Below are 26,477 nucleotides of genomic sequence, written 5' to 3' on the forward strand. Positions count from 1 at the left end.
ACATGAAGCTGTGTGCCAGTGGGGCCTTCTGGCTGGTGGCCTACCCCAGCCAAGGCCACGAGATGCTGTTCGATGCGTACAAGAAACGCATCAAGGCACGCGAACAGGCCAAGAAGGCTGAGCCGTTCTGAGCGGTTCAAGGGCAAGCCGCTACGGGCTTCGCCCTGCGCGGCTTGCCCTCAACGGACGACCACCGAGCTCGATCACCAAGGAGACCAAAACCGACCCAAGGCACTACACTTATCCACAGCCGACCTTCACAGGTTGGCCATTAGCCCTGGCTCAAAATTCAATCGGCACGGTGGCTCAATTTTGAATCGGCGCCAACAGGTATGCGTCCGGCCAACCCATCTTGAATCGGATGAATGGGCTGTGATGCAACCAACATAAACTGCCGAGCATGTGTTCCTGCTCGTGCTGCTTGATGAATGCGTAGACGATGGGCGCATCGCTCTTATTCAGGTGTCCGCGCGCCTTGACGAAAATTTGCAACTCATCCTTGAAAAAGGGTACGAAAAGGCCCAGGACGTTGGGCCTTTTCGTACCGTACCGAATTGCCCTAACAGTCCTCACAACGAACAGCCAGCCAAACATTGCGCGCTTTGCAAACCTAGAGCCTTGGGGGCCGAGTTTCTCTAAGGTGCTCTGCAAGTCATGCAGCCTGTCGGCGCCGAAATTGGCTACTAGGTCAGTTGACAGTGACTCAATGTCTGCATCCAGCACGCGCATCTGCACCGCTAGGTCGTGATATATCTGTCCGATGCCGCTGGTGCGGACCACGTTGAACTCACCGGTCAAACTTTCGCATCGCAATGGAGTTGGCGGGAACTCGCCAAAATCCAGCCGCAGCTGCTCCTGGGAAGACCTCTTCTCAACCGAAAAAAATGGGCGAAAAAAGCGGGCGAGAAGGTTCACGAAGAAGGGCGTGGAGTGGAACGAGACCCTCATTCTGGGGCATCCTGCCCCCCACCGTGCGTCTTCCGGACGTTGTCTGTGCTGGATTTTCGCGCTCTTGGTCGTCCCATGTCCCTCTTTCGAGTGCCGACGTTCAGCCGCGATCTTGCTCCCGTCGGAGTTTGGCACCTGCGAACGACTGCTGTCGCAAAGTTCGAATTTTTCAATATGATCACTCAATGCCATTGGCCTTGAGCAACTCCCCGGAACTCTGCTCGAATCTTAGGGTGGCGAGCCCTTGGGCTTGCGTGGCCTACTTTTGGGTGGCTTTGTTGCACAAGTCGGAAGGCAGACGAGATTACCCCAGCCCCAGACGCAGCTATGCCATGGCACCCACGGGCACCGTGCTCGGGCGCCCGAGTTGCGTGAAACGGTTGAGCAGAGCCACACGCACATGCAACTCCACCACCTGCCGCTCAAACGTGCGCGCCATCACCCGTTGGCCCAGGCGCTTGAAGCAGTGCATCTTGGTCTCCACCAGACTTCTGCGGTGATAGCCGCTCCACTTTTTCCAGATGCTGCGCCCCAATCTGTCACAGGCTCGCAGCGCTTCGTTGCGCGCATGCGCTCCCACCAGGGTCGCCTTCCACGTCTGGGCGTTCTTGCGCGGGGGGATCACCGCCTGCGCATTTCGCTGGGCAATCGCCGCATGGCACGCCTTGGTGTCGTAGGCACCGTCCCCACTGACGCTGGCAATCGGCTCATCGGGTGGTATCTGCTCCAGCAACTCGAGCAGCATGGGCGCATCGCCCACGCTGTTGTCGGTCACCTCGATGGCCCGGATCTCCAACGTGTGTGCATCAATACCCAGGTGCACCTTGCGCCACTGGCGCCGGTACTCGGCACCGTGCTTCTTGCGTTTCCATTCGCCTTCGCCAAGGAACTGAATGCCGGTGCTGTCCACCAGCAGTTCCAGTGCGGTGGTACTGGCTCGGTAGGGCAGTTGTACCTGCAAAGTCTTCTGGCGTCGGCACACGGTGCTGTAGTCGGGCACCCGCCAGTCCAGGCCTGCCAGATGCAGCAGGCTTTCAACCATGCCCAGGCTTTGACGCAGGGCCAGACCGAACAGGCACTTGATGCTCAGACAGAACTGGATGGCTGCGTTGGAGAAGATGTGCTGGCGCCCGCGTTTGCCGCTGGATGGGGCGTACCACTGCATGCCTTTGTCCAGCCAGATTGTCAGCGACCCTCGGGCTTTGAGCGCGGCGTTGTACTCTGCCCAGTTGGTGGTCTTGTAGCGGGCCTTGGACCCCTTCGGTTCACTCATGTCTCGAGGCTGCCACCTCAGCGGACTGGCTTTGTGCAACAAAGCCCCTCTGCTGCAAAAAGCAGCAGGGTAGGTAACCTGGCTCAAAATTAGATCGACTTCACCCCAAAAGTGGCTCCGCTATCGGTCGGCGTCAACAGATCTCGACTACCATGAGACTTCGGAACGGTCAAGAAGGCCACGGTGAGCGCTGCACTGTGAAACCACAAAGAAAGCCTTACCGCAATATAAAAAACTCACGCGCCTCTATGCTCGTCCTCTCTGGCCTCGTCCTCCTGTCTTTCTTATTCCCGCCGGCTTGGTTGGCGGTCTTTTCCTACGCAATATATTTGTACAAGAGCAAAGAAGCTCGTAGAGACAGAGTCCTTCTGTCCATCATAAGCGGCATGATTCAGTCAAGAGAGGATCAGCGCGTTATCAAGTTCATGCACTACGACACGGCAAAGAAGTTTGCTGCTGCTCATGGCGCACAAATGTCTCTCTATAAGGACGACCCGGAAGACGATACTCTGATATTTGACTTTACATTCAATTCAAAGCAGTACAGTATCTGTCTGCAACGGTGGCAGCAGGATGATGTGCTGATTTCCGTCGGGCCAACCCTAAGCGCAGCAGACACGATAGCTCACGCATTTGGTGAGGATAGCGAAATTACCAAGTTAATTCGCAAGCAAGAGAAGAGCCAATCTCAGCAAGCGCAACTTGCACCAAGCTCTGTAAATAATAAAAATTCAGAATCCGGAGAAGCGTCTCAGACTGAGATCGCGGAGCTAGCACGCGTCGTTGATGGCCTTAATACGACATTTGACAAGCACACCGAAAAGATAAAGTGGTGATTTTAGCAGGTCATAAAATTGGCATTGGCCGACATGATGACAACTTCGACTACCTGCAAGATGTCGGAACGAATAACAGGGTGCGACTAGGGTCCCACAGCCCAACAGAATTGCATTGGGTGGAGTATGACATTATATCGACCGATGGATCCCTCATCCTGCACCGGGGGGTGATATTCTCCGTATCCGATTTCATTGCCATGGCGCTGTCTAAAAACCTAGCCGACCTAATGGTGCTAACGAAGAAGGAAAGAGATTTCCTCATCAGCAACTTTGCAACCTTCGGCCTAAAAGTCGCTGTTTTCGAGGAATGTTTTCCATTTTTCGACAAAATTAGGTATGTTGCGAATCTCGCTGACAACGTGAAAGAGGCTCGGAGAAGGCTCAATGAAATGAAAGATAAAGGGGTCCGCGGTGGTTCGGCTCACCGCTGGTACTCGGCCGTATACAAATTTCGTCAAGAGCGAGTTTTACGGTGCAAGAGCAGCCTCGATAGAACGGTATATTTCGCCTGCCTTCCGCCATATCAAGAAGTTTTTAAGGCTAAAGAGGCGCGAGCCGGGCGGACTATTTACGCACTGGACTTCAATTCAATGTATGCTGCTTGCATGCAAGGCACCTTCCCAAGCCCAAAAAATTTAAAGCACGTAAGATTTGGCCCTGAAGATGTCTTAAATGACGATTCCTTCGACGGCTTTTATAGAGTCGTCTTGAAGGAGGCGAAGGACACTTTTTTCTTGAAGTTCCATCCCTTTCGGTTGGCGAAATCAAATAATGCATATAACTTTAACTTGAGTTTCGGTGACTCGCTCGAAGTATTCCTTCCGCGAGACGAGGTTCTCGCGTACACGAAGTTTTTTGCGTCTGTAGAACTCGTTGAAGGAATTGTTGCCAAAAAATCAATTTCGCATCCGTTGGCCAAAGAAGTTCGCGAGTTATTTTGCATTAAAGAATCCGCGTCGGCCGGCGAAGTCAAGCGTCGCCTAGCAAAGTTTCAGATGTTGATTGCATCGAGTGCCGGCAATCCAGTTAGATATCAAAAGAAGCGCTTTCGAACACTTGATGAGGCTGTGACGGCGATCGAGAACACCCTCAGCATAGTGTTTGACCCAGCATTGTCCTCCGAGCAAAAAATTGATCTTGCCAAGATGGGGAACAGGCTCAAGATCGATGCCGCCGTGAGCGGGGATTACCGGGCCGAAATATTCAAAACCGACACCTGCGAGGCGGTTTACTCTTTGTTCAGTAAAACTGTTTCCAATTCTCGGATCAAGATGATGGCTCTGATCGAGAGATTACTGTCAGTAAATTCTCTAGAGATCTGCTACGCCAACGTTGATTCTCTCCATGTTTCGATCGCTAATTCTGACGAGCAACGGTTTCGAGATGTGTTATCCGGCGACCTGTCTCGGGAAATGGGAGGATTGAAGATCCAGGCAGTTGCCACCTCGGGTTATTGGTCAGATCTCGGACGCTATTGGCTACTTGATTCGAATAGTGTTGTCAAGTACGCGAACGTGATCTTCAAGACAAATGCAACAAATAATCCGTTCGTCGATCGCAGAGTAATCAAGCGGCTTCACTCGTTATATGGCTTCACGTACGTTCAGTCGTTCTTCCTTCGCATTCAGAAGACATTCAGCTACAAAAAGAGGTTAATCCCAAGCCTATGCCTTGACAAGGTGGATTACTGCCGTTACGATCTAAGTGATGTCGCTAGCGCATCAGTAGCATCTTCATCGGTTGCCCGCGAGATGATGGACAGCTATCACGTCAAGTCGGCGCTATTCAATGAAGTTGCTACCGTTCAATGTTCTTCGAACACTACACATAAATTTTGACCGTGTGTCTGGCTAAGGGAGGGGTTCGCCCCTCCCGCCTTTTTTGAGTTCGAATGAGCTACTTTAACGAAAATCTTGATGCGGCTTTTAAGATTGGCTTTTCATCAAGCTACGTAAATTTCAGTGATGCTGAGATTGAGAAGCGCGCATCGGACATTTTGCTTTCATCGATTCAGGATCCGACAAGCGTCGACAGGTTTTTAGTCAGGCGACTCGTGAACGAGGTCTTTAAGACCACAGGCAGAGCGCAGCACTATGAGCCCGTCTACCAGCAATACTTGAAATCGCGCAAACTCTTCATGCTTTTTGAGGCATCTGTTAATTTTGACTATTTGCGCAGTCCGGAAATTAAGCGTGCTGCATTTGGTATGTCCGAAGGCAAATTCTTCAAGTCCGAGGCCGTGCGTTATGCGCGTTATGAGAAGATCCCGACGGAATTTGCTCTTGTTGCTTTAAACGACGACTGTCTGAAGTATTTGGTTGGCGTATTTCTTAAAAGACACCTCTTTGCCACCTTTACCCCGCAGATATTAAGGGAATGCAAGGAGTTGGCGAAGAAGTGGCAACTGAACCTGGAGCTTGTGACGCCGTACGAGCGCACTGGTGAGTTTCAGTCATATTTGCATGGGTTAGCGAACTCGTGGCCCGGCGATCGAGGTGAGTTAACGATATCCGCCAAGCTGATGAGGATTATTCTTTCGACTGCTCGATTGCATTTCAGTTACACTGACGAGAAGAGCCTCAGCGTTTCGGCTCTTAACCAAATTTTGGCGGCGCAGAGGAATGCAGCTGAGCTAGAGGGCACCTCGGGCGAGGATGACTTTTTTCAGAACGCTTGCTTGGCGAGCACAACAACCAAGAAGTATATTAAGAATTGGAGAATGAGGCACCTTAATCCATTTTTTCGAAAGACAGAGACTGTCGAAAAAATGCGCTTTCTGTCCTCCTTAAACCCCGAGGAAAAATACTCTAAAGTCAAATCGATTCTTGTCAGCACTGCCCTCTTTTCTACTGAAAAGCTACAAGTCCACTTCTCGGGATTAAGTTAAGCGCTAGTTATCTGAAGACCCTCCGATGTCCGAGGCCAGCCGGTAATATAACGGTGATCTGCTATTGATTTCATCTGATGGGTTCTTTCGGCATGGATTTTCCGAGGGCTGAATAGGTGTTTGAGGAAGCCAATGATCTGTTCTTCCGTGAATCTGCTCTTTTTCATGTCCGTCATTTCTCTTAGTGGTTGACGGACTTCACTAACTTCAGCTGGTGGGGGGCAGGTCAAGCACCAGGCCGATTGCCGACATCTGACCCTTTCGATCTATTGCCCAATTCAGGCCAATGTCACCATGACAGAGAGCGGTACAGCTTCACAACCTGACCCATCGCCTCATCGAATGGCGGCAATTCGCCATCAACGTCTGCAGCCAACTCCTGGTACCCAGTGCGCGCCATGGATACGACCTCTTCCGATTCCATGGAGTGGATGTCCGGCACAATGCCCTTGGAGCCGCAAGAAGCCACCAAAATCTCATGAATCTTGACGAGATCTTCAGCAGTAAGCGTAGGCCCGGACTCCCGCAATAGCCAGATGTCATAGACGTCTTGTCGGCGGTTCCTTCTTCGAACGGGCTGCTGAAGCAGCGAGCGCATCTTTTCAGCCAGCACGTTGTTCAGGGTGTAGGAATGGATGGTTGCCCCTCCATCCAACTCCAGCACCTCCACATCAAAAACAGCCTCATTGAAGCTGTAGTCAATTTCGACCACCTGAGGCGAAGTACCTGCCTCCAGGCGAGCCATCTGCCCTGCATTGCTCCGGTTCGCGAACCCGATTTTCAAGGCCAGGCTCTGGTGGGTCTTGTTCTCGCCCTTGGGTTCAACCTTGTGAGACTGCAAACGACAAAGCGTGTCGTAGGAGAGCCGATCCTCTGCAGTGACAAGCCCTTCCCGCAGTTCTGCCAAAAGCAGATCGACACTTTCTGCCGTGTACTTGTCCCGGGTAGAAAAATCCAAGTCCCGGGTGTAGCGAGAGCTGGCATACCGTATGGCCAGCAGAAGTCCACCCTTCATCACCATCTTGGCACTCAGATTCTGGGAATGGCCAATACCGTCGAGGATGGTGTGCACCGCCTCCCGGAAGCCCCGTTGGCCTTGTGGAGCTTGTGACACCCACGCGTCGATTTCAACTTCGTTCATGAGTCCCCCGAATCGGTTTGCGACGCATCCAGTGACGGAACGTTGACCGACAGCGCCCATCTTTCAGAGAAAACAGATGCGTACTCTGCCTGTGGGTCCAGCTTGCGGGAGCCTCCTCGTTGAACCTTGGACGCCCACGCATCAATGACTGGATCCGAGAGACCACACACCGTTTCCAGCAGGTAGCCAGCCCGCGCCTGCTCAATCGACGTCCCGTGCTGGCCAACTTCGTCAATGATGAGTTTCAGATACTTGACCGCATATTCCCGGTAGGTGTCAACGACATGCTGTATCCCGCCGCACAGCTCCGGTTCGCGGAGCATGTCCAAGAAGGTTCGTCCCACCATTGCGACGCGAATGGATGGAGACTTGATCGTCTTAAAGGCACCACGATGCGAACGACGCACCAACTCAACCCGCATCCCATCAATGCGTTCGAACTTCTGAAACTTCAACGTGGGCAGCTTGGCCGCAAGGTATCCCTCCTTGCGCATCTTGAGGTCCTTGTCCATGCGTGCAGCCGCTTGCTCCTTCCACTCCCGTTCGGGTGGAGTGGACAGGTACAGAATTTTGGAAAAACGGTCGGTGACGCCGTGGTACTCCATGGCGCTCAGATGACTGACGTATGCGAATGGGTCAACGGAACAGGCCACTTCCATGGGCAGCGGCTTGTTGCGCCCAAAAAGCTGAAAGACCGATCCAGCCTTGAACTCCTTGGCCGGTGAAATCAAACCAAATGACGTCAAGACCCGGACAATGTTTGTATACAAAGACAGTGAAATCGGATCGTCTGTGGCTTGGGTCGCGGCCAAAACGCCCAACTCGTACCCCGTGACGACAGGCCGCTCCCACACCCCCAACCGTTCTTGGATGGGTCTGATGTAGGCGTTCAAGGCCTCTGGCAATATCAAATTATCATTCACTTGTTAGCATCACTGTCCTAAGGACAGTGATGCTAACAAGTGGTTTACGGAATGTGAAGCCAATTTTTGCAATTTGTTACTGCAATGAATTACAATGCGTCCTAAGGACGCATTGTAATTCATTGCATGCCGCGCATGATAGCACTGGGCACGCGAACTATTGGCCAGGAAACAAGATTGCGGTGCATTCAACGCAACGGGTCAGTTTACGAAATAACAGGCCCTACGACGCAGACCTGGCGCGCTTGTTGTGTCGGTACTCCCAAGGGGCTACAGGATCCGGATCAGCCCAAAGACCTCGCTTGTCGGCCTGGGCTTGTCGCTCCAGTGTTGACGCCGACCGAAAACTGAGCCACTTTTTGGTGTGATGCCGACCTAAAACTGAGCCAGGTGTTTTACCTACCCTGCTGTTTTGTGCAGCAAGGGAATGAAGAGGGTGATCACGGTCTTGCCGTACACGAGGTTGGCCAGCGATTGCTTGGAGACTTGGCCGAAGGGTTGGCGCTTTTCCGGGGCGTCAATGCCGGTGAGACGAACGCGGTGCTGCTGCAGGCCGGCATCCAGCACGGTGATAGTGTCGCCATCGGAAACCCCCACTACTTTGCCTTGCAGCTGGGCGGCGTGTGCTTGAAAGGACAGGATGGTGGCCGCGACCGTGGCAAGGCCAAAACGAAGGTATTTGTGCATATTCTTTTTCAGAGGTTTTGGTGAAGGAGTCCTTGAGGGGACGGCGCTACTGAATATCGCTCGCCACTTGCTGGCCGAATTCGGTTTTGGCATCAATGGCCTTGACGATTTCCTTCAGACAGTTGTCCATCTGCTTGGGCGTGCTGTGGCGCAAGATCTCTTCATGCGCATCAATGGCCCAGGAAACTGACTGCATCCCTAGACCGTCAAAGCCGTATTTGCTCGTGGACTTGCGCCGCTCTTTGCAGCGGCTCAGCGCTGACAAGGCAGGGGCGAACTGAGCGGCGAGTTCGGCATCGATCTGCTCAGCGCGTAGCGCGGCCAACTGGATGGCGATGTACAGCTGCCGATGGCTATCGTCATCAGCGGAGCCGTCGCACAGACGAGTGAAAGATTCGCGCAGCTTGATGAAGTCGCCGGTCAGATCCCGCTGCTCATACTGCCGGCAATCGTCCAGCAGGGCGATTGGGAGAAGGGACCGGGACACGGCATCGCGCACACCGGCCTCGTCCAGTTTTTTGACCTTGCGGCCGGGTTGAAATCTGTTGAGCAGCTTGGCTCGCTGGCTTTGCTGCAGGCGTGCGAGATGGTTCATACGGCGCACCCTCCCAGGGCTGGTCCGTGCAGCATTTGACCTTCAGGCGTCTGCGATGGCACGTGAAAACGGCCATTCCATTTCCGGCCTGCACTTTCCATCTTGCGCCATGCGCCGCCGTCGATTGCCGGTGCAGTTGTTCCAGCGGGCGAGTTCTCAATCGTGATTATGGACATGGCCTTGATTCTTGATTAATTAATATCGCCCAGATGGTGGGCCGTTAATGTGTGATTTAACCTTGATAATTAAGTGTCGCATCCCGTACGATCATATGGTCGCTTGAGAAACAGGTGCGGGTGGGTCTGGTACCACTCTTTCATCGCCTGCATCGGCGTACTGCTCTTGAGCGCTGACTGCGGTAACTGGTGGTTGTACAGGGCCACATAGCGCAGCAGGGTTTGCTCCATGTCTTCGCGGCTGTTGAACCTGTGGGTCTTCAAAACGTCCGCAATGCGGCCGTTAAACCGCTCAACCATGCCGTTGGTTCTGGGCGTCCTGGGCTTGGTCAATCTGTGCTCTATGCCCAGTTCCTGGCACAGTTGATCGAACTCATGGTTGCCGCTGGGTTCGCGTTCCTTTCTGGCAAACAGACGGTCCGTGAACTCTTTGCCGTTGTCGGTCAGCAGCTTGTTGATCCTGATCGGACAGGCCTTGTGCAATGCCTTGAGGAAGGCCTGTGCACTGGCAGCTGTCTTGTTGGCCTTGAACTGCACGAACACCCATCGCGTGGCCCTGTCGATGGCCACGAACAGGTAGCGCCGGCTGCTCTCCTCCTGCATCTGGGGCAGGTACTTCACATCCATGTGCACGTAGCCTGGCTCGTAGCTCTTGAAGGCCTTGTAGGCCAGCGCAGGCTGCTGGGGCTTTAGAGCATTGAGGTTGCCCGCTCCATGGCGGCGCAAGCACCTGTCCAGCCCGGAGCGCGAGACATGGGGACAGATGAACTCCCGTGTCACGGCCAGCAGGTCATCCAGAGGCAGCAGCAAGGTACGCCGCAAGTGAACCACCACAGTCTCTTGCGCAGGTGTGAGCACGGTCTGCAGGTTATGGGCAGTGTGAGAGCGGTCTCCAAAGACATCACGCTTCTTCCACTTGTAGACCGTCTGCTCGGTGATCCCAAAGCGCTGGGCCAGGACGCTGGCGGGTTCATCACTGGCGGCTATCTCGGCACGCACGGCGGGAGTGGTACGAGCGTTTTTGTGCAGGGCTATCAACATGGCTTCACTCCCCGGGTGGATTGCAAGGACTCTATCAACTCCTTTAGAACCGCTCGCGCCATGAAGAGTGGATAGCGTTTGGAGTCTATGCAATCGTCCGGGATGTGACAATTAAGGATAGCAGCAAGCGCCCGCGTGTCAATTTAATCGAGAGGCTTTTTGAATATCTTTAATACCCCAGTTGAGGCGGGTCCGAATAATCACTTTTTCTGCCGCCTGAATCAGTTCAGGACAACCCGAATGTGATTGAGACGCCTCATGCTCCTGGGAATCCCGCGTGGTCTTGTCCGACTGGACGGGTTGAGGCGGGTTTAGTTCTTGGTCGTGCATTGGATTGGAGCCCCTCAGGGGAAGCGTAGATTGCCGCGCAGCGTGTCTGGCACTGAGTCGATGTAGGCATCACGGTCCTGTCCCGAGTAGCTGTCCACATCAGGAATCGCAGTGCTGGAATCACCTTGCAACCCCACGGAGCTGTCGCCGGGGTGCGAGAAATGCAGCGTGCAGGTGGCGCGAGGGGGTGTGCTGGGTCTGCCGGCCGCGCCTGGGGGTATGTGATCAGGCGGAAGTTGATTGGTCACTGGCGATCTTTCCTTGCCTTGCTGAAACCTGGGCACGCAAGTCTTCGATTTGTTCCAGTGCATGAATAGCGCTGTGGATTGTTTGTGTTTGCTGCATGTTCTGTGCCTAATTAGAAGTGCCCAGTTGTTGTTGCGGCGCTGCCCCATTGACAGGGCGATGCAGGTGCTCGGCAGCAGCAGCCTTCATACCCGCCATGTTCGCAACTGCAGCATCTCGGTCACTGGATCGAGTGCTCCGAATAGACAGCTCGCCATCGATGCTGGTGTGAGCTTTGATGTACTGCTCAATGGCGCGCTCAATTTCAGGCGGGCGCGCAAAGTTGTGGACAAGTTGAGCTATGCGACGCACCCAGCCAAGCGCGAATTCATTCCCAAGTCGGGTGGCCCTTTTTTTCCCGCCGCGCAAAGCGGTGATTTCGCCCAGGTTCTCTTTGATCCATGCGCCTCTGGCCGCTTTGCAGCGGCGAACCAGGACATCGGCGGTGTAGGCAGCGACTTGCGCTTGCCCCTTCAGCCCAACGAAGATGAAGCTGCCATCGTTGATGGTTTTGATTCGCGCCGTGGCTGTGGGGACATAACTGCCCACCATCATGCTGCAGCCAAATGCCTTGCCGACTGTTGAGGCCAAATACGCTTCCCATTGTTCGGGCTTGTTGCGCGCCATGGTGCGGCTTTTAATTTTGGCCTCACCAATATCCCCCATGATGATTCCCTCCGCTGTGACGCCATGCTTCTCCATCAGCGCATGGGCCTGTCGCATCGCTGTTGCGGCTTCGTTCGGGTTATCCGAGGCTGACAGAGCCAGGCATTTTTTGATCTTGCCGAGGATTTTTGGGTCGAGTTCTTGCATGGCTGATTGCTTGTGAGGTGCAGGTTTTATTGACCAACAGGGCGCCAGAAAAAGGAATGGGGCGACTGCTCGTGTTGGCATGCATGGATAATTCTCTAATGACCTGATGGTCAATAGGCGCCTTCCGATTTGAGCTTGGCTCCCTGCTCCAGAATCTTGGCGATGCTCCAGCGGCTGACATCAACTTGGCCCAGGTTATTGATGGCGAGCCGTGCACCGGAAGCGCTAGAGGGGTTGCTGGAGATACAGACGATGGCGCCGCTTTTGTGGACGGCAGTTCGTGAAACAGGATCGGTGCTCCACATGGAGCGCCAAGATCGGTTGCGATGGTTTTGCGGCATCAGGAGCTTTTCAGAGTTTTGGTTCGACAAAACCCAGCAGGCGCATCGCTTGCAGGATCTGCTCGGTAGACACGCCGTCTGGTGCGCAGCGGTTATTGCCCACGGCTTTTTTCAATGCATCCCAGGCAATGGTATGGGCCCGTTCGCTTTGGTAGTCTTCCAGGCGCAGATAGCATCGACCGGGCGATATGTAGGCGCCGCCATCAGCCGTCAATGAGTCGCGAAACAGGCGCTTTCCGTTGCTGACATGAATCCACTTGTGCCCGATTTTCTCCACCAGAACAATTTGGGGCTCAAATTTCCCGGTGCTCAATTGCTGACTCCTCACGTACACCAACTCCTGACCCACTTGAAAGTTATTTTTCATTTTCTGTTCCCGTTTAATTTGCTTGGCTGACTTTGTTGGCATCGACCCATTGCTCCACCGCTTGTTTTGCTGAAGTCACATCCAGGAACACATCGCTTTTCTTGTGCGGATTCGAGGAGTCATTGACCACGGCGTATGCGAGCAAAGGGTCCAGCATCACGCAGATCCCGTTGAGCATATGGAACTCAAAAATCGGCAGGTCGTTGGCCCCACTCAGCGCGCGTTCCATCTCAACGCGGTCTTTGGCTTCTTCGCGCATGTCAACGTGGCGAATGGAGGACTCAATATCCTGTTCGCTGCTATTGGTGGTCACGAGAAACATGGAGCCGTCTGATTGATTGAAGTGCGCCAAGAGGGTGTCAGTGCTTTGCGCGTTTTGCGGCAATCTCCGCGATGGATACCCCATCCAGGTGCGTGAGGGCACCATCGGTGTAGGTCAGCGTCTGAATGTTGAAATCGAAGAGCTTGTGCTTGGAGCCTGCTTGGTAGATTTGTTCGGCCACTTCCTCAATGGCAGCAGCATCGTCGTGCAGGTTGCTTTGGAAGCGCAATGCTTCATCCGGCGAGTACGTCAAATCTTCTGAGCGGGCTTTTCCGCAGAAAATGCGCATGGGATTGGTGCGCGCGATATTGCCTTCATCATCCATCCGCAGATAGGCTGCTTTGTAGCCTTCGGTGGACATGCCGGTGAGGACGGCATCTGCCAGCTGTGCGTGCTTGCCGCCGAGCAGGCGATGTTTGAATGAGACCTGAAATAGGGTCGAGGTTCCGCGCATTATCTTTCTCCTGTTTTCACAAGGCCCCTGTAATCCGAGGTGCGATGTTCAACAAATTACTTTCTGTTGAATGCGCTCAGTTTATTACGGACGCCCTTTCTGTCAACAGCCCTTGTCGCATGTTCTCCTGCATTATTTGGCCGAGAAAGTTTCGGCGCAAACGTTTTGTCTGGAATAACTGAAAACGACGGCACTTACCCTGTGCACATGCGAATGCGTCAGATACCGCGAGAAATAAGTTAATCGGAAAAACCGGCCACAAACCGCCGAGGATGTTGGCCGCGAACATGACGACGCGAACCTGCTCTGAATCTCTGGATATGCCCCGCCGCTGGTCCGTGGAAGTTGGCCCGCGCATTTCCGAGGCAATTCTTCCTGCCAAACTCTTTCCTGATTCGCTGCCGACTCATGGAAGCGAAACGTCCGTGAATTCGGATAGGAATAGGCGTCAGGAAAACTTGAAGGGTTCGGCGTGTTTGGAGCGGCTGGTCGCACGCACTGAGGTCCATGCGATAAGGGGGGCGCCTATCACCATAGGCCGGAACACAAATGGCTTTTGGCCGACCATGGCCGCGATACCGACCGCCGCAGTGGAGCCGCGAGAACATCAAAAGTCCCCAATGCCCCAAAAAACCAAAGCCGCGTGGCCGAGAGCCGTGAACACGCAGCGAAAGCCCGCGCACGGGGACTATCCCGGAATATCGCGCTGATTCTCTGGAAAGCCGTCCCTGCAAGCCTGTTCACATTGGAATGACCCGATCTGCCCGAGCCTGTAAAGGTGCACCGCCTCATTGCGTGGCCAGCATTTCCGAGCCCAATGCCCATGGAAATACCTGCACGAGCCAATCCCGTGCATCGCCACGCAATACCAGGCGCAATCCACCTGCGAATGTCCGCATCAACGGAGCACCCCGCGAATCTTGCGCAACAAGCCGGGATTCCGAGATCCCACCCAGCAATTACCCCAGCGAGCAACCCAGCGAGCAGCCAAACAAGCAACCCGCGCGCACTCACCCCGCCCTATTCCAGGGCAACCAGCCTGAATCACCGATCCGATCCAGCTGAAATCCTTCCCAACTCAGATCAAGGTAGCCAACCTCAATCCATCCGATATCCAGTTCCGTCTTTGGAATACTTTTAGTGAAGTCTCCCGGCGCAATGTGTGAAAAGAACGGAACACACAATGCAGCTCCCCCGCGTGGACGGTGAGGAACACAAGCAATCAACACCCGGTTTGATCCGTACATCATTGGTACGTAATCAACACGGTAAAAACTTGTGCCCAGTCACCCGCTATGGGTCACCAAGGTAAACGCAACAAGGCGTCGTCCAAGGCAGGCAGTGCCGTAAGTGGCAAACTGAGTTCGATCATCGGTCGAACCTCTTCACTCTACTTTCTACGGAACCCAGGCGATGGGCGCCGCACGCGTTTCAATATCCGGCATCAGACATCCCGCTCTTCATCTGCTCACCTCAACTACACAGTGACCCATATCGGAATTTCTTCCTTGGAATTTCTTCCGGGTATGTGCACGAGGGCAAATGTGGCTTTGGAATGTCCAACACAACGAAGCAATCAAGCTTCCGGTATTGATCGGTACGTAGAGCTAGAACCTTTCCGAATAAACATCGGAGGGATTCACTACTTCAGTCAGTTGGAACTGACAGTGGCCGGGGAACTTCCCCAGCATCGAGACCCAGACGGGCCTTCTTTGGTTTGCTTCGACCATCCCGCTGTGCGCAGGATCTGAAGCTGGTTTGAACGCCGCGAGCGGCAACTTTGAAGGTTGGGCATGAAGCCCAGGAACAACCCGAGGGCCGTTGCGGGTGGATTCTGACATGAAAAGTATCAAAAGTCACTTTTTTGCAGGCTGATTTTTCTCCAAAAACCCGCCGAAAACCGTTTGGAATTCGTGTTCTGCCCCGAAACCCGCATGGGGGCTGGCTTGGCGCAATGGTTCTCCTTAGGTGAGAACGTTTTGTGCAGGGGCAAAAAAGGGGGGCGACCGGCCCTTGGTGATGGGTCTGAACGGGAGGACGCGTGGTGCTCTGGGTTGTGCTGGGCCCTATCCGCGACCTCTTGGGCTTACGACGTGGGAGCCTGGAGAGAGCCGAAGCCTGCGGCGATGGGCTGGTGGCAGGTCCGGTATCTGTTCATCGTGCGCGGCAGATTTTGTGATGCCGGCGAAGGCCGGTGCACATCCTTATTGGGTTGCCTGCCGCGACGCATCGCCGCCCAGTGGCCTTGAAGAGGCCAGTCAATGACATGCGTTCCAGCTGTCGTTGAGGGGGCGTGTCGCAAAGGGCCTGTGTCTGGCTTGCGACTGGCCTCTCATTGCCCGTTGCATCATGCGTGCGCAACCAGTTCGTTTGTTGCGTGGCAATGGGTGGCCTCGCATGCGCCAATCTCAGGCCAGTACGGCGATTAATGTCGCCCTTCTTTGCAATTTTGATTGGGCATCCGACCGTATCAGTGCCTTGGGGAGATTCGTTTTTACCCACGAATCGGGGATGATTCTGCTCGTTCCCAAATCTTACTCATTCAGATATGGCCAATTCCATGTTTCAAATTCCCGTCGTAGCTCTCGATATTGGTTATTTCTCTGTCAAAGGTGCATCTCGCCGCGAGAAAAACGACACGATCAAGGCATTCCAATTCCCCAGCCAGTGCTCGCATGTGACTGCGGTTCACAAAACATCTATTGGAATGGCCGCACTTTCTGGCGCGAATGTCACAGTCAATGGTGCGGAGTATTTCGTAGGTCAAGACGTTGTGCTCCAAACCAGCGCCCGTCAAACCCGAGCCATCACAGAAAATTACGCGGACTCGCCCGAATACAAGGCCCTCTTCTTGGGTGGCCTCTATTATTTTCTGCGCGATTATGCGAACGAGCTGCGCGGTAAGACCGAAGTGGAAATTCGCCGCTTGGTTGCTGGTCTGCCGATGAACACGCTGGCAACACATGAGGCCAAGGTCAGGGAGTTATTTGAGGGCACGCATGTTGTACCTTCTCCCTTTGGTGAGGGTAATTTCAAGGTACATATCAAGTCAGTGAATGTTATTCCCCAGCCCCAAGGTGCCATGGTCAGTACGGGCGCAAGGCAAAAAACCATGAACCTGGATCGTTTCTTCGATCAGAATATGCTTGTTCTGGATATGGGCGGTGGCACATTCGACTGGTTCCTTGTGAACAAACGCAAGATTCTCCATAACCGTTCGGGAGCCTATCAAAAAGGCGTCTTGACCTGTGTAAACATGGTTTGCGACAGGATCAAGGCCGGCATCAAAGACGACCCCCTTGTGGTTGAACGTGTCGATGAGGCGATCCGCGAAGGCTACGAAGAAATCACCCTGGGCGGCAAGAAATACCGCATGGACGACTATCTGCCGATTGCGGATGCCGTGCTGACAGAATGCCTGAACTCCATGCGCAATGCGGTGCTTTCCCTTGAAAGTATCGATCTGATTATTTTCACTGGCGGCGGCGGCAAGCGCTTGCATCATGTCGCCCAGAAACTGATGCCGGATCTCGCCGGAATCATGACGCTGGATACCGATCCGGTTTTCTCGAACGTGCGGGGCTTTTACGTACTGGGCGAGGCAAGCAATGGATAACGACGCGACGAAGGTCGATGTCCGTTGTCGGTTTGCGTTGGAGAAACTGATCAGCCCCGATCTTTATGAGCTTTTCAGCCAAATACCCACCTCCCAGCATTCAAAGCTAATCTTGGTGATGCTGGAGCGGGCGTTGTGCTATGAAAAGCAGATGGGGGTGTTTCAAAATCGCCCGCTCATCGGTGCCCAGCCTCTCGCCTCTCCAGTCGCCGTTCAATCATCCCCGCACGAGCACCGGCAAGAACCGGCGCCACCGAAGCCGCAAAAGGCCGTTCACAACGATCAGCCTCTTGATGATTTGCCAGTTGGTGATGACAGCGGTGCCATCCGGCCTATTTCTGCATCTGCGCTCTCAGGGTTTGGGTTGAGCTAGGGACGATTGGGGGTGTTGACAAGACTGCGTTTGGTGTGAGAATGGATTTAAAGGAGATAAATATGAATGCCATGACGACTCGCACCATGTTCCGCGCAAATTATGTGGATCTGAATACCCGAAAGGGCGAAGCTCGGGCAAATGTCTTTGCGGATATTACCCTGCCTGCCCTGGCCCCAGTTCTGCGCAATCCACTGTTACAGATGGTTTTCCTGCAATACATGACCAATGAAATCTTCGCTCTGAATCTCCGCGAGAAGCAGAACATTGATGGTTATGCGATGGCGATTGATCGTTTGCAAAAGCTCGGATATTACGGAAAACCTGTCCCCACTGGCTTTCCCGACAAGGCCAAGTTTTATTGGGCCTTCTTCAATGCGATCACTGCGTGATCAACTGGAATCGATCTTAAAAGCCTGCGCGAAGCAGGCTTTTTTTTGTCTGACGTTTAATGATCGGCTGCTTTTGAAACTTCAAGCAGCTGGAGGCCGCGACTGAAAAGGCGACTTGAATCCTTCAGGCAAATGCATTGGCGTCAGCAGGCCCAGCCCAATTGCTGATGCTTCGAGGCCTTCCAGGCGGTGATCACTGGCCAGCTCTTCAAGTGCCCATTTCACCGCTTGCTGGAACCTTTTTGGCAGGCTGGTGCATTTGAGTGCTTTTTTGTATTCCGCCACCTGGCGCACAAGAGCGTCGTCAAATATCGCCCTCTTCTCGTTCTGTCTGGCGTTACCCTGATCCAGCCAGCCATGACACCCCATGCAGCCCCAGACCATGTAGTGATCGTCAGCCTTGCGCGACTTGCCCTTGCCGTGCTCTGACCAGTTGCTGTGACAGCCCACAGTAGTGGCCTTGTCGCCTGTGCAGTGTCCAGGCACGAGCAGCAGACAGGGCTGGCCACGAGCGAAATCACGAAGAGCGCTGTTCTCGCGCCGTGGTGAGATCTCGATGCTGGCGCAGGCCGACTCGATCTGGCGGGGCAATCGGAAAAGCGATGGATCGCGGACGGTAATTGGCTTGCATACCTTTTCTACCGTCGCACTGGGCGGTGCCCCCTTTCGCTTAAATGGGGTGCGCTTTAATTGCGAATTACCGCGCTTGAGCGGCGTCCGTTGCTTCAGCATTGATACTCCTATGGATTTAATAAGGTATCCCAAATGCCTCGCTTGTCAAATCCGTGGCGGAATTGAAAAAGCCACCCTTATGGGGCGGCTTTGTTCGATGGACGGCTTTGAATTGCTGGTTGAGTTCTAGGTCTCTTTGATGCATTCAATCCAGTTACCGCCAGCAATCGTGTGCACCACGTCGTCATTCATGTCCAGGAACAGGAGAACACCTGATGCAACCACAATGGCTTTGGAGCCGCTGATCTTGATTTCTTTTGGCGGTATTAGCGTTAAGGTCAGTTCTGTCAAACGGATTGACCTATCTTGGCTGGCACCGCATGCTCGACAAGTCCGATGGCGGCAACATGAACGGCAAGGCCTTCATGTCCGCATCGTTCAGGTAGCGGCGACTTTCTTCTGGCACTCGATGCAGTAGAGGTTTCCACCGAACTTAGGCTTATTGAACCAACAGAACTTCGCGACGTTGTAGGGCACAGCCTCTCCGCAGGAATGGCAAATCAGCTTTTGTTTGCCCTTCGGTTCATCGGCCGGTTCGGTCGGCTGAGGAGCGTGGGCGACTTTGGCTGGTTGGACGGGTGGTGCCATTTGGATCGCCACTGGCCGCACAGGGGCAACCGGAGCTGCTTGCAGCGGCTGATCCGCCAGGCCGAACTTGGCGTGCCAGTTGAACTCGATGGGCTTGTGCAGCTTGGCGATTTCCTTGGATAAGGCTTCCAGCGTGTCCCTACCCACGATCTTCGCCATGACCAATGGGTTGGCGTCGTCCACCGACTTGTCGATGGTCTTGAATAGCATGTCGTTCTTGATGATGGCGTCAAGTCCGGCAATCTTCGCCTTGGGGCGGCTGATCCGGGCGCCTTTTGACACTAGAACCAGGCTCTTCAAATCGGGCTTGATGGTGAATCCCAGACGGGTGGGCAGCTTCACGATCCCTGAGTCGAAAAGCCGTTTGAGGATCAAGATGTGGCGGTTGTTCTGCTCGATGGGAGAGGGAACGCCGTAGGGCTTGCTGCCGAAGAAGGCTGCGAACTCGCCATGCTCATTGATGGCGATGCCCTCGGAGAAGTGCTTGCTCTCGCAGACCCACATTTCGAGGCAGCGGTTCAAAATCAGGTGGTCAATCTGGGCCACCAATCCGCCATGCTCGATACGCAGGTCGTGGATGATCATCCAGTTGGGGCTGTCCCCGTAATGCACCTTCATCTCGTAGGCGGCTTCCTCTTCGCCGCGAATGCCCGCTTGGATGTTGCGAAGCTCCTGCTCTATGCGCTTTTTCGTGGCGGCGTCGGCGGCAGGATGGTTGAGGAGATTTTGAAGAACGGCTTTTTGCTGTTGCTTGTCGTCTGCTGGTTTGATGATCATGTTGAGATGCTAATACGATTTAGGTGCCGGGTTGCTGGCTAGCGGCCTCGGCCAATACAGTTGTCTCGCCAAACCACACGGGGGTAATAACCTCATTGCTCACGGTATAGGCGATCGAATACTTTGTTAGCCGAACTGTCACCGATGTGCCGTAGAGTCAATTCCGTTGGTCAACCCATTGTGGAAATTCCCGGAAACTGACCTTAACGCTAATACCGCCTTTCTTTTCCATCCGATTTCAATACGCTCCAGGTTTTCATGGCGGATCGGTGTGGCCTGATTGGATCGTGGTGGGATTTCATATTGGAACGAGTAATTGAAAAGGGTTGGTCGGCGCTGGCAAGGCGGGGTGGTGTGGTTTATCGCGGCATCTGAAAGTAGGTGGAACCGGCGATGTCTCGCAGACGCTCCATGGCGATGCATGAGCCGCTGGTTGACTGCCACATGGCCTTGATCTTGAGTTCGAACGACTTTGAAGCGTAGAGATACGCCCCTTCGGGATCAGCCATGGTCAGCGCGGCATCCCTGAGACGCTGTGCTGCTTTTTGCACCGCATCGCTGGTGATGCCCGTGCAGGCATGGTGCAGCACCACCGATGCGGCGGCGCCAGCCGCCAGAAGGTCCATCTGGGCCTCCCAGGGGTTGGCATTTGCAGCCGGTGCTGTGGTGAGCGCACCGGCCAAGACCAGGGCGGCGTAGAAGTGCTTCATAGGAGGCCTGATGGTTGTGAAATCAGCGCTTTACTTTATGAATTTCCAGCCCAAACGCCGATGGCCTGCCCTTCCCGTATCGGTTGTTTACAGGTACTTGCCGACGCTATTGCCTGCAGGACATTGACCAGGCTGCGGCATTTGAGGTGTAATGGCTGCACTCGCACTCCCGTGCAGTCGTTGCCTTGTGCAACCCGTTAGCAGGCTTGGCCCTGCATCCGAGCTTCGGCTTGGCTTTTACCACCCTTGCGGACACCACCCGCTGGGGCAGTGTCCGCTCTCTTTTGGAGATAGTGATGACACTGTTCGGTCTGGATGAAAAAGACTCGCCCGTTGTGCTGGCCGCAGGTTTTGGCCTGGCATTTGTGTTTGGCTTGATCGTGGCCGAGAACGCCCTTCCCTATCTGTTGTCCTTCATGGGTGATGGCATGGTGATGGATGCATATGCTTGCCGCCCTGGCAAGTGATCCCCTGATTTGTCGGTCCCTATAAAAAACGCCCCGCACAGCTTAGCTGTCGGGGCGTTTCTTTTGTCTGCCGTCATGCTGCGAGCTGATGATCCATGGGCGGTGCTTCATCGTCCTTGAAATCGGCCTTGGCCAAGTGCTGGCGAACTTCAGGATTGAGGTGTTCGCGCAGGTGCCGCAGCCCCTTTGGGTTTTTCAAGCCGGCCATTTGCGTGACCTGGTGGATACCAATGCCTTCATTGAGCCATTGCACCAGTACCGTGTTGCGGATCACCTGGGGCCCGATGCGAGGCGGTGGCTCCGCCTTGATCGTTTGGCAGGCCTGCAGGATCAGATCCCGGCAGACAAGGAGCAGCGTTCCCATGGTGACCTCGGGGGTCTTTTGGGAGATGAAAAGGCGGGTGAATGGGTTGCGGTCGCAGGCGTTGACAGGCGCATCCTCGGGGCCCGGTCGCACTCGCTGCAGGCTTTTGAACATGTGGCGCTGGGTGAGCCAGTACAGCAGGGCATTGCCGACGCGCTCATCGAGCGCAATCCGGCGACGTTGGGTGTCTGAGCGTTGCGCGGTGATGGCCACGTGTGTGACCTTGCCGGTTGCGGTGTCGCGCTCCAGATCTTGCACACAGAGGTTGCGCAACTCCTGGGGGGTTATGCCCGTCGTGAGCAGCAGCATGGCCATCGTGTGATCGCGCGCTTGGGTTGCTGTGCCGTACAGCGGCGGCAGGCAATCGAAGCACGCCTTCAATTGGGCCGGGGTCAGGACGGCCCCTGCGGTCTTCTCTGCAGCCGGTATATCCGCCGTGGCCAGGGCCACGAGGGGATTTTCAGGGGTCCAGCCCTTGGCGTGCGCGAACGTGTAGATGCGCGAGAGCACGCGCCAGTAGCGCCGCTGTGCGGTGTTGCTGGGGGTGCTGTTCTTGAGGCGGCGCATGCCCGATTGCAGGAACCGCGCGACATCGGTTGCATCGGCGGTGCGCCACAAGGCCCCCTGTCCTTGTGCGTTGCCGGCGAGGTATTTCAGCCAGGCCTGCCAGATCATGCGGTAACTGGTGCTGCGTTTGGCATCAATGCTTTCACGTCCGAATGTGGCGTGCTCATTGTTATAAGCCAGCCACAGGTCATACACCAGGGCTGGATTATCGGGAGCGGGCTCATGAAAAAGTGGCGTGTCTTGAATCATTCTGGACTCGCTTTTTGGCGATGAAAACGAATAAATCCATATTACATCATCCGAACGTGTTTGGGTATAGATTATGGGGGCTATTGCACACGTCATGCTTGAACCACCCTCCTTAATACCCCCCCTCTTGGAGACATGGGGCCGCAGGGCCGCCTGGGCGCTAGAAAGGATTAGAAGGGGAAATGAGAGGGAAATTAGGTTCTGTGAATAAGCACAAAGTTTATCAATGGGCGCCCTCAATTACCGACAGGTCATGTAATATAGATTCGTTGTTCTCTGGGCTCGGGTTTTCATAATATGGTGCCTGTTATCTGGCGCCATGGCGATCCCGTGCATGTAATACCGATTTGCCTTGATCTGTGGTGGTTACGCCTGATTTTCACAGTGGCTGGGACGAAGCCGCACCCTCCCCTCCACGCCTGCCCCCTGGCTCCAATGGGCGGCCGGTGTCGTTAGCTTCTATCAATGGGCCCCGATGGCCAGGTCAAATTCCCCCACCCTTGGCCACCCCAAATTCCCCCAGGCAGGACGACCAGATTATGACGACTCGGGTGTGATGGCGATGCGTGCGGCAGCCTCCTTGAGGCGGTAGCTCTTGCCCTCGAACTCCAGCATTGCGCAGCGGTGCATGAGGCGGTCCAGGATGGTGGTGGCCATGGTGGCGTCGCCCAGATATTTGCCCCAGTCCTGCACCACGCGGTTGGATGTGATGACGATGGAGCGGCGCAGCTTGTAGCGCTGGTGCACGATGGCCTGCAGCACCTCGGCTGCGTGCTCGCTGATGCGTCTGGCCAGGAACAGGTCATCGAGGATGATCAGGTCCGGTGAGACCCAGTCCTTGAGCAGCTCGGTGCGCTCTGAGTCGCTGGCCAACGCGTAGCGAGCAAACTCGGTGTCGGCTTCCAGGTAACGCGCGTCGTATCCCTGCAGCGTGGCCTGGTAGGCCACGGCCTTGGCCACATGGCTCTTGCCGGTACCGGGCTTGCCGATGATCAGCGCATTGGCGCCCTCGCCGATGAACTTCAGGGTATGCAACTCGAAGCAGGCGCTGCGCGGCAGCTTCGGGTTGAAACGCCAGTCGAAGTCAGCCAGCGAGGGCCGCTCATCCAGGCCCGAGCGCTTGAAGCGGCGCTCGGTCAGACGCGAGCGCCGGCGGTCCAGTTCGTCTTGCAGCATGGCCCCAAAGGTCTCCAGGAAGGGCTCCTGCGCGGCCTGGGCCTGCATCACGCGGGTGGACAGGGTCTCGGCAATGCCGGACAGACGCAGCTCGCGCAGCGCGCGTTCGATCTCGATCATGTTCATGGCTGAATTCCAGGTGCGTTGTTGGTGTTGTTGGTGGTGGTGTTCGCCGTGGCGGACTCGAGCGTGCTCGTGGCTGTGACGGCCGCAGCGTGCGCGAACAGATCGGCGTACTCATCGGCGTCGCGGATGAGCTCGTGCTGCTGGGTCAGCGTGGGCCCGCCGCCGGCGGGCCCACCGCTGGACTGGGTCTCGATGGCGTTGAGCGCCTGGGCAAAGATGGCCTCGGTCAAAGCCAGCACGCGCTTGTAGCTGTAAATCCCCTGCTCCAGGGCCTGTGCGCAGGCGGTGTCGACGCAGTGCGCTGGGTATCGCCTGGCCAGGCTGACGATGCCCCAGAGCTTGCGCTGGCCCACCCGACCCTCGATGGCAAAGAGCAGCTCACACAGCCGTTTGGCGTGCTCACCGATCTCGCCAGCCTGACGCAGGATCAGACGGGTCTCGCGCGAAGGATTGAATACCCGCTCCTCCATGGGCAGCACCACCGTGCCGGGCCGCTCGGCCTTGGCGTGGGTGCGCAGCAAGGCGCCGGTTTGCAGATCGCGGATCTCGATGCGCTGGGCATAGATGGGGTCTCGCACCCGCGCCGGGTCGGCCACCACGCCATAGTGCGCCAGGGTGGCGGCGTAGACTTTGTTGAGTTCGGGCTCGTACAGGTCGGGCTTGAAGACGCCTTCCTTCAGATTGTCCAGAACCACGTACTGCGGGCAGCCACCGAAGTACCGCAGAGCCTGCTCGTGCAACTCGGCCCAGATTTGCTGGCTGGACTTCCAGACCACGCAGCGGAAACTGGCGCGCGAGTAGCGCAGCGTGGCCACGAACAGGCGGGGCTTGCGGTACCGCTCGCTGCCCGGCACGCGGGTGGGCGCGCCCTCGCCGTAGTCCACCTGCATCTCCTCCCCAGGCAGAAAGGACAGGCGGTCGAACTGCTCGGGCTCCTTGTGGCGCAGCTTTGCACAGAAGCGTTTGACCGAGTTGTACTGACCAGTAAATCCGTGCTGGTCGACCAGGTCCTGGAAGATGGCCATGGCGTTGCGCTTCAGACGCAACTGGGCTTCGATGAACTCGCGCCAGGGTTCGCACAGGGAGGTGGCCACCGGCACAGCAGCCGGTGGCCAGGGTGGGGGAATTTGCTGGGCCGAGCCGGTGGCCACCCCGGGGGAATTTGACTGCAGTTGCTCCAGCCAGCGTTGGTGATAGCTCCTGACCGTCTTGCGGTCGATGCCCGTGATGCGGGCGATCTCGCGTTGCGATGTATTGCGCTCCAGCAGTGTCTCTATGGTGGCGCGTTGGTTGGACTTCAAGACATTCACTCCTTGGCCTTCCCTCGAGGAAGACCGGATCAATGTCCTGCCAACAGGTGCCGACGGCGCCGGCGTTTAACCCCTATCCCCGATCAGTTCAGGTGGGGGAGTTTGAGGTGGCCATAGGCGGGGGAATTTGGGTGGCCATCGGGGGCATCAAGCAGCATGCCAAGCCGACATGTCTTTTTTCAGGAGCCACCATGTCCATTTCCTCGACGCTGTTGGCACTGCAAAAGGCAGAGTAGGGCTTGCACGCAGCCAGATAGGCATTCGCCCAGGAGGTCCAGTCGAGCGCCGGACCGTGTGGTCGACATCGTACCCAGTGAGCCACTATGCCAAGTCACCGGTTGCGGTGCTGGAACACTCGGAGCTAGCGCATGAGGAAAGCGCGCATAAAGGCTGTTAGAACAGCAGATCAGGGATGTGGCGGCGTTCCTGAGGGCGCTGACGGGAGCGGTAGCGGAACGGAGGAGGTCGTGGGTACAACCTATTTGAGCACTCAACGTTGACCAAACCTAATATCGCCAAACAAGTCGGACAAGCCACGCGGCTGTGAGCGCCAATAAGGTGCTGGAGCCTCCACCTGTCCGCCCAAAGCTGCAGCAGCGTGCCAAGGCCAGCGGGGATTGAACAATATGGCTCGAGCTAGGGCCACCATATCGGCCTGGCCACTGGCGACAATATCTTCCGCCTGCTGTGGCTCCGTAATCAAGCCGACAGCCACGGTGGGCAAGCCAGTGGCACGTCTGACTGATTCAGCCAAACCCACCTGGTAGTTGGGCCCCAGGGGAATTTTTTGCATAGGAGATAGCCCTCCACTGGAGACGTGGATAAAGGCACAGCCGCGATCCCGAAGTTCATCGGCAAACACAATGCTCTGCTCGATATCCCAACCGCCCTCAACCCAGTCAGTGCCGGAGATTCTCACACCGACTGGCATCGAGACGGGCATCGCAGTTCGAATAGCGTCAAATACCTCAAGCGGAAATCTCATTCGATTCACGAGAGACCCGCCATATTCATCTGTTCTCTGATTCGACAAAGGGGACAAGAACTGATGCAAAAGATACCCATGCGCAGCGTGCATTTCGATCGCATCAATGCCAATGCGGTGTGCACGATGCGCCGCCAATGCAAAGGCATCACGGATTCGACCCAATGCTTTCCCGTCTAATGCTGCAGGTGCTGGTTCACTGGGAAAATGAGGAACCGCTGAAGGAGCCAAAGGCGTCCATCCACCTTGTTCCACAGGAATCAACTGCCCACCAGCCCATGGCACATGACTTGACGCTTTGCGGCCCGCATGCGACAGCTGAATAGCAATAGGCATAGAAGAATACTGTCGGACATCAGTCAGTACTCTTTTCAAAGACTGCTCGTTTTCATCCGACCATAAGCCGAGATCATGCGGCGATATACGGCCAACGGGCTCAACGGCGGTAGCTTCCAACGTTAGCAAACCAGCACTTGAGAGTAGCAAATGCCCGAGATGCACCTTATGCCAATCACTGGCATTCCCATCATTGGCCGAATATTGGCACATTGGAGCAATGACAATGCGGTTCTTCAATTGAAGAGTGCCCAACTCATACGGAGAAAAAAGTTCGCTCATGGATT

28 protein-coding genes are annotated in these 26,477 nt (G+C 55.3%); 7 read left to right on the forward strand and 21 right to left on the reverse strand.

Translation table 11 applies throughout. The features are described from left to right. Window positions 1-306: 306 nt before the first annotated feature. Both AC1RDS_RS19445 and AC1RDS_RS19450 read right to left on the reverse strand, forming a co-directional pair. A complete protein-coding gene (locus tag AC1RDS_RS19445; protein ID WP_492227237.1) occupies window positions 307-948 on the reverse strand; it encodes a hypothetical protein in 642 nt (213 codons plus the stop codon). Between the two features lie 325 nt (window positions 949-1,273). After that, entirely contained in the window at window positions 1,274-2,221 is a 948-nt protein-coding gene (locus AC1RDS_RS19450; protein WP_492227238.1) for an IS5 family transposase, read from the reverse strand. Between the two features lie 386 nt (window positions 2,222-2,607). On the opposite strand from AC1RDS_RS19450, the gene AC1RDS_RS19455 reads away from it, so the two are divergent. Genes AC1RDS_RS19455 through AC1RDS_RS19465 form a run of 3 tightly spaced genes read left to right on the forward strand, consistent with a single transcriptional unit; the run spans window position 2,608 to window position 5,947 of the window. Then, window positions 2,608-3,057, forward strand: coding sequence for a hypothetical protein (locus AC1RDS_RS19455; RefSeq protein WP_492227239.1), 450 nt, complete (start codon window positions 2,608-2,610; stop codon window positions 3,055-3,057). Beyond that, window positions 3,051-4,898 carry a hypothetical protein gene (locus AC1RDS_RS19460; RefSeq protein WP_492227240.1) on the forward strand — a complete coding sequence of 616 codons (1,848 nt, stop codon included), beginning with the start codon at window positions 3,051-3,053 and terminating at the stop codon, window positions 4,896-4,898. The genes AC1RDS_RS19455 and AC1RDS_RS19460 overlap by 7 nt, the downstream gene beginning before the upstream one ends. 53 nt (window positions 4,899-4,951) lie before the next feature. Then, window positions 4,952-5,947, forward strand: coding sequence for a hypothetical protein (locus tag AC1RDS_RS19465; RefSeq protein WP_492227241.1), 996 nt, complete (start codon window positions 4,952-4,954; stop codon window positions 5,945-5,947). A gap of 289 nt (window positions 5,948-6,236) precedes the next feature. Here the strand turns inward: AC1RDS_RS19465 and AC1RDS_RS19470 are convergent, their stop codons facing one another. The 11 genes from AC1RDS_RS19470 to AC1RDS_RS19520 form a co-directional block, all read right to left on the reverse strand. After that, window positions 6,237-7,088 carry a nucleotidyl transferase AbiEii/AbiGii toxin family protein gene (locus tag AC1RDS_RS19470; protein WP_492227242.1) on the reverse strand — a complete coding sequence of 284 codons (852 nt, stop codon included), beginning with the start codon at window positions 7,086-7,088 and terminating at the stop codon, window positions 6,237-6,239. Further along, window positions 7,085-7,981: a type IV toxin-antitoxin system AbiEi family antitoxin domain-containing protein gene (locus AC1RDS_RS19475; protein ID WP_244273767.1), complete on the reverse strand. Its 897-nt coding sequence runs from the start codon at window positions 7,979-7,981 to the stop codon at window positions 7,085-7,087. Before AC1RDS_RS19475 ends, AC1RDS_RS19470 begins: the two co-directional genes overlap by 4 nt. 429 nt (window positions 7,982-8,410) lie before the next feature. Then, a complete protein-coding gene (locus AC1RDS_RS19480; protein WP_492227243.1) occupies window positions 8,411-8,698 on the reverse strand; it encodes a thermonuclease family protein in 288 nt (95 codons plus the stop codon). 46 nt (window positions 8,699-8,744) lie between these two features. Beyond that, complete coding sequence (locus AC1RDS_RS19485; protein ID WP_492227244.1) at window positions 8,745-9,293, reverse strand: hypothetical protein; 549 nt, start codon at window positions 9,291-9,293, stop codon at window positions 8,745-8,747. Between the two features lie 245 nt (window positions 9,294-9,538). Beyond that, window positions 9,539-10,510, reverse strand: coding sequence for an IS481 family transposase (locus tag AC1RDS_RS19490; RefSeq protein WP_492227245.1), 972 nt, complete (start codon window positions 10,508-10,510; stop codon window positions 9,539-9,541). Window positions 10,511-10,648: 138 nt separating this feature from the next. Continuing rightward, complete coding sequence (locus AC1RDS_RS19495; RefSeq protein ID WP_492227246.1) at window positions 10,649-10,840, reverse strand: hypothetical protein; 192 nt, start codon at window positions 10,838-10,840, stop codon at window positions 10,649-10,651. A 354-nt stretch (window positions 10,841-11,194) separates the two neighbouring features. Then, window positions 11,195-11,938 (reverse strand): DUF2786 domain-containing protein, encoded by a 744-nt coding sequence (locus tag AC1RDS_RS19500; protein ID WP_492227247.1) that lies wholly within the window; start codon window positions 11,936-11,938, stop codon window positions 11,195-11,197. 110 nt (window positions 11,939-12,048) lie between these two features. Further along, window positions 12,049-12,279 carry a hypothetical protein gene (locus tag AC1RDS_RS19505; protein WP_492227248.1) on the reverse strand — a complete coding sequence of 77 codons (231 nt, stop codon included), beginning with the start codon at window positions 12,277-12,279 and terminating at the stop codon, window positions 12,049-12,051. Window positions 12,280-12,289: 10 nt separating this feature from the next. Next, the gene (locus AC1RDS_RS19510) at window positions 12,290-12,646 is read right to left on the reverse strand and encodes a beta barrel domain-containing protein (protein WP_492227249.1); all 357 of its coding nucleotides are present in this window, start codon (window positions 12,644-12,646) and stop codon (window positions 12,290-12,292) included. A 13-nt stretch (window positions 12,647-12,659) separates the two neighbouring features. After that, on the reverse strand, window positions 12,660-12,968 hold the full coding sequence (locus tag AC1RDS_RS19515; RefSeq protein ID WP_492227250.1) for a hypothetical protein: 309 nt from the start codon (window positions 12,966-12,968) through the stop codon (window positions 12,660-12,662). 37 nt (window positions 12,969-13,005) lie between these two features. Continuing rightward, entirely contained in the window at window positions 13,006-13,422 is a 417-nt protein-coding gene (locus AC1RDS_RS19520) for a hypothetical protein (protein ID WP_492227251.1), read from the reverse strand. Between the two features lie 2,548 nt (window positions 13,423-15,970). Here AC1RDS_RS19520 and AC1RDS_RS19525 point away from each other — a divergent pair. The 3 genes from AC1RDS_RS19525 to AC1RDS_RS19535 all read left to right on the forward strand — a co-directional run bounded on the left by AC1RDS_RS19525 (window position 15,971) and on the right by AC1RDS_RS19535 (window position 17,803). Then, the gene (locus tag AC1RDS_RS19525; protein WP_492227252.1) at window positions 15,971-17,038 is read left to right on the forward strand and encodes a ParM/StbA family protein; all 1,068 of its coding nucleotides are present in this window, start codon (window positions 15,971-15,973) and stop codon (window positions 17,036-17,038) included. After that, on the forward strand, window positions 17,031-17,411 hold the full coding sequence (locus tag AC1RDS_RS19530; protein ID WP_492227253.1) for a hypothetical protein: 381 nt from the start codon (window positions 17,031-17,033) through the stop codon (window positions 17,409-17,411). Before AC1RDS_RS19525 ends, AC1RDS_RS19530 begins: the two co-directional genes overlap by 8 nt. Window positions 17,412-17,473: 62 nt before the next feature. After that, complete coding sequence (locus tag AC1RDS_RS19535; RefSeq protein WP_492227254.1) at window positions 17,474-17,803, forward strand: hypothetical protein; 330 nt, start codon at window positions 17,474-17,476, stop codon at window positions 17,801-17,803. An 81-nt stretch (window positions 17,804-17,884) separates the two neighbouring features. Here the strand turns inward: AC1RDS_RS19535 and AC1RDS_RS19540 are convergent, their stop codons facing one another. From AC1RDS_RS19540 to AC1RDS_RS19555, 4 genes are all read right to left on the reverse strand, one after another. Beyond that, window positions 17,885-18,535, reverse strand: coding sequence for a nuclease domain-containing protein (locus AC1RDS_RS19540; protein WP_492227255.1), 651 nt, complete (start codon window positions 18,533-18,535; stop codon window positions 17,885-17,887). A gap of 126 nt (window positions 18,536-18,661) precedes the next feature. Next, the gene (locus AC1RDS_RS19545; protein WP_492227256.1) at window positions 18,662-18,826 is read right to left on the reverse strand and encodes a hypothetical protein; all 165 of its coding nucleotides are present in this window, start codon (window positions 18,824-18,826) and stop codon (window positions 18,662-18,664) included. An 87-nt stretch (window positions 18,827-18,913) separates the two neighbouring features. Then, window positions 18,914-19,900, reverse strand: a complete 987-nt coding sequence (locus AC1RDS_RS19550) for a nuclease-related domain-containing protein (RefSeq protein ID WP_492227257.1) — start codon at window positions 19,898-19,900, stop codon at window positions 18,914-18,916. A gap of 359 nt (window positions 19,901-20,259) precedes the next feature. Beyond that, the gene (locus tag AC1RDS_RS19555) at window positions 20,260-20,610 is read right to left on the reverse strand and encodes a hypothetical protein (RefSeq protein ID WP_492227258.1); all 351 of its coding nucleotides are present in this window, start codon (window positions 20,608-20,610) and stop codon (window positions 20,260-20,262) included. A gap of 206 nt (window positions 20,611-20,816) precedes the next feature. Between AC1RDS_RS19555 and AC1RDS_RS19560 the strand changes: the two genes are divergently transcribed. Then, window positions 20,817-21,077 (forward strand): hypothetical protein, encoded by a 261-nt coding sequence (locus tag AC1RDS_RS19560; protein WP_492227259.1) that lies wholly within the window; start codon window positions 20,817-20,819, stop codon window positions 21,075-21,077. A 73-nt stretch (window positions 21,078-21,150) separates the two neighbouring features. Here AC1RDS_RS19560 and AC1RDS_RS19565 read toward each other — a convergent pair whose 3' ends face one another. The 4 genes from AC1RDS_RS19565 to AC1RDS_RS19580 all read right to left on the reverse strand — a co-directional run bounded on the left by AC1RDS_RS19565 (window position 21,151) and on the right by AC1RDS_RS19580 (window position 26,472). Then, window positions 21,151-22,203, reverse strand: coding sequence for a tyrosine-type recombinase/integrase (locus tag AC1RDS_RS19565; RefSeq protein ID WP_492227260.1), 1,053 nt, complete (start codon window positions 22,201-22,203; stop codon window positions 21,151-21,153). 591 nt (window positions 22,204-22,794) lie between these two features. Next, window positions 22,795-23,559, reverse strand: a complete 765-nt coding sequence (gene istB / locus AC1RDS_RS19570) for an IS21-like element helper ATPase IstB (protein ID WP_060983853.1) — start codon at window positions 23,557-23,559, stop codon at window positions 22,795-22,797. Then, window positions 23,556-24,869 carry an IS21 family transposase gene (istA, locus tag AC1RDS_RS19575; protein WP_492227261.1) on the reverse strand — a complete coding sequence of 438 codons (1,314 nt, stop codon included), beginning with the start codon at window positions 24,867-24,869 and terminating at the stop codon, window positions 23,556-23,558. The genes istB and istA overlap by 4 nt, the downstream gene beginning before the upstream one ends. A 490-nt stretch (window positions 24,870-25,359) precedes the next feature. Next, complete coding sequence (locus AC1RDS_RS19580) at window positions 25,360-26,472, reverse strand: NADH:flavin oxidoreductase/NADH oxidase (protein WP_492227262.1); 1,113 nt, start codon at window positions 26,470-26,472, stop codon at window positions 25,360-25,362. Window positions 26,473-26,477: the final 5 nt, after the last annotated feature.

The organism is Acidovorax sp. GW823-FHT02H02 (assembly GCF_058797075.1).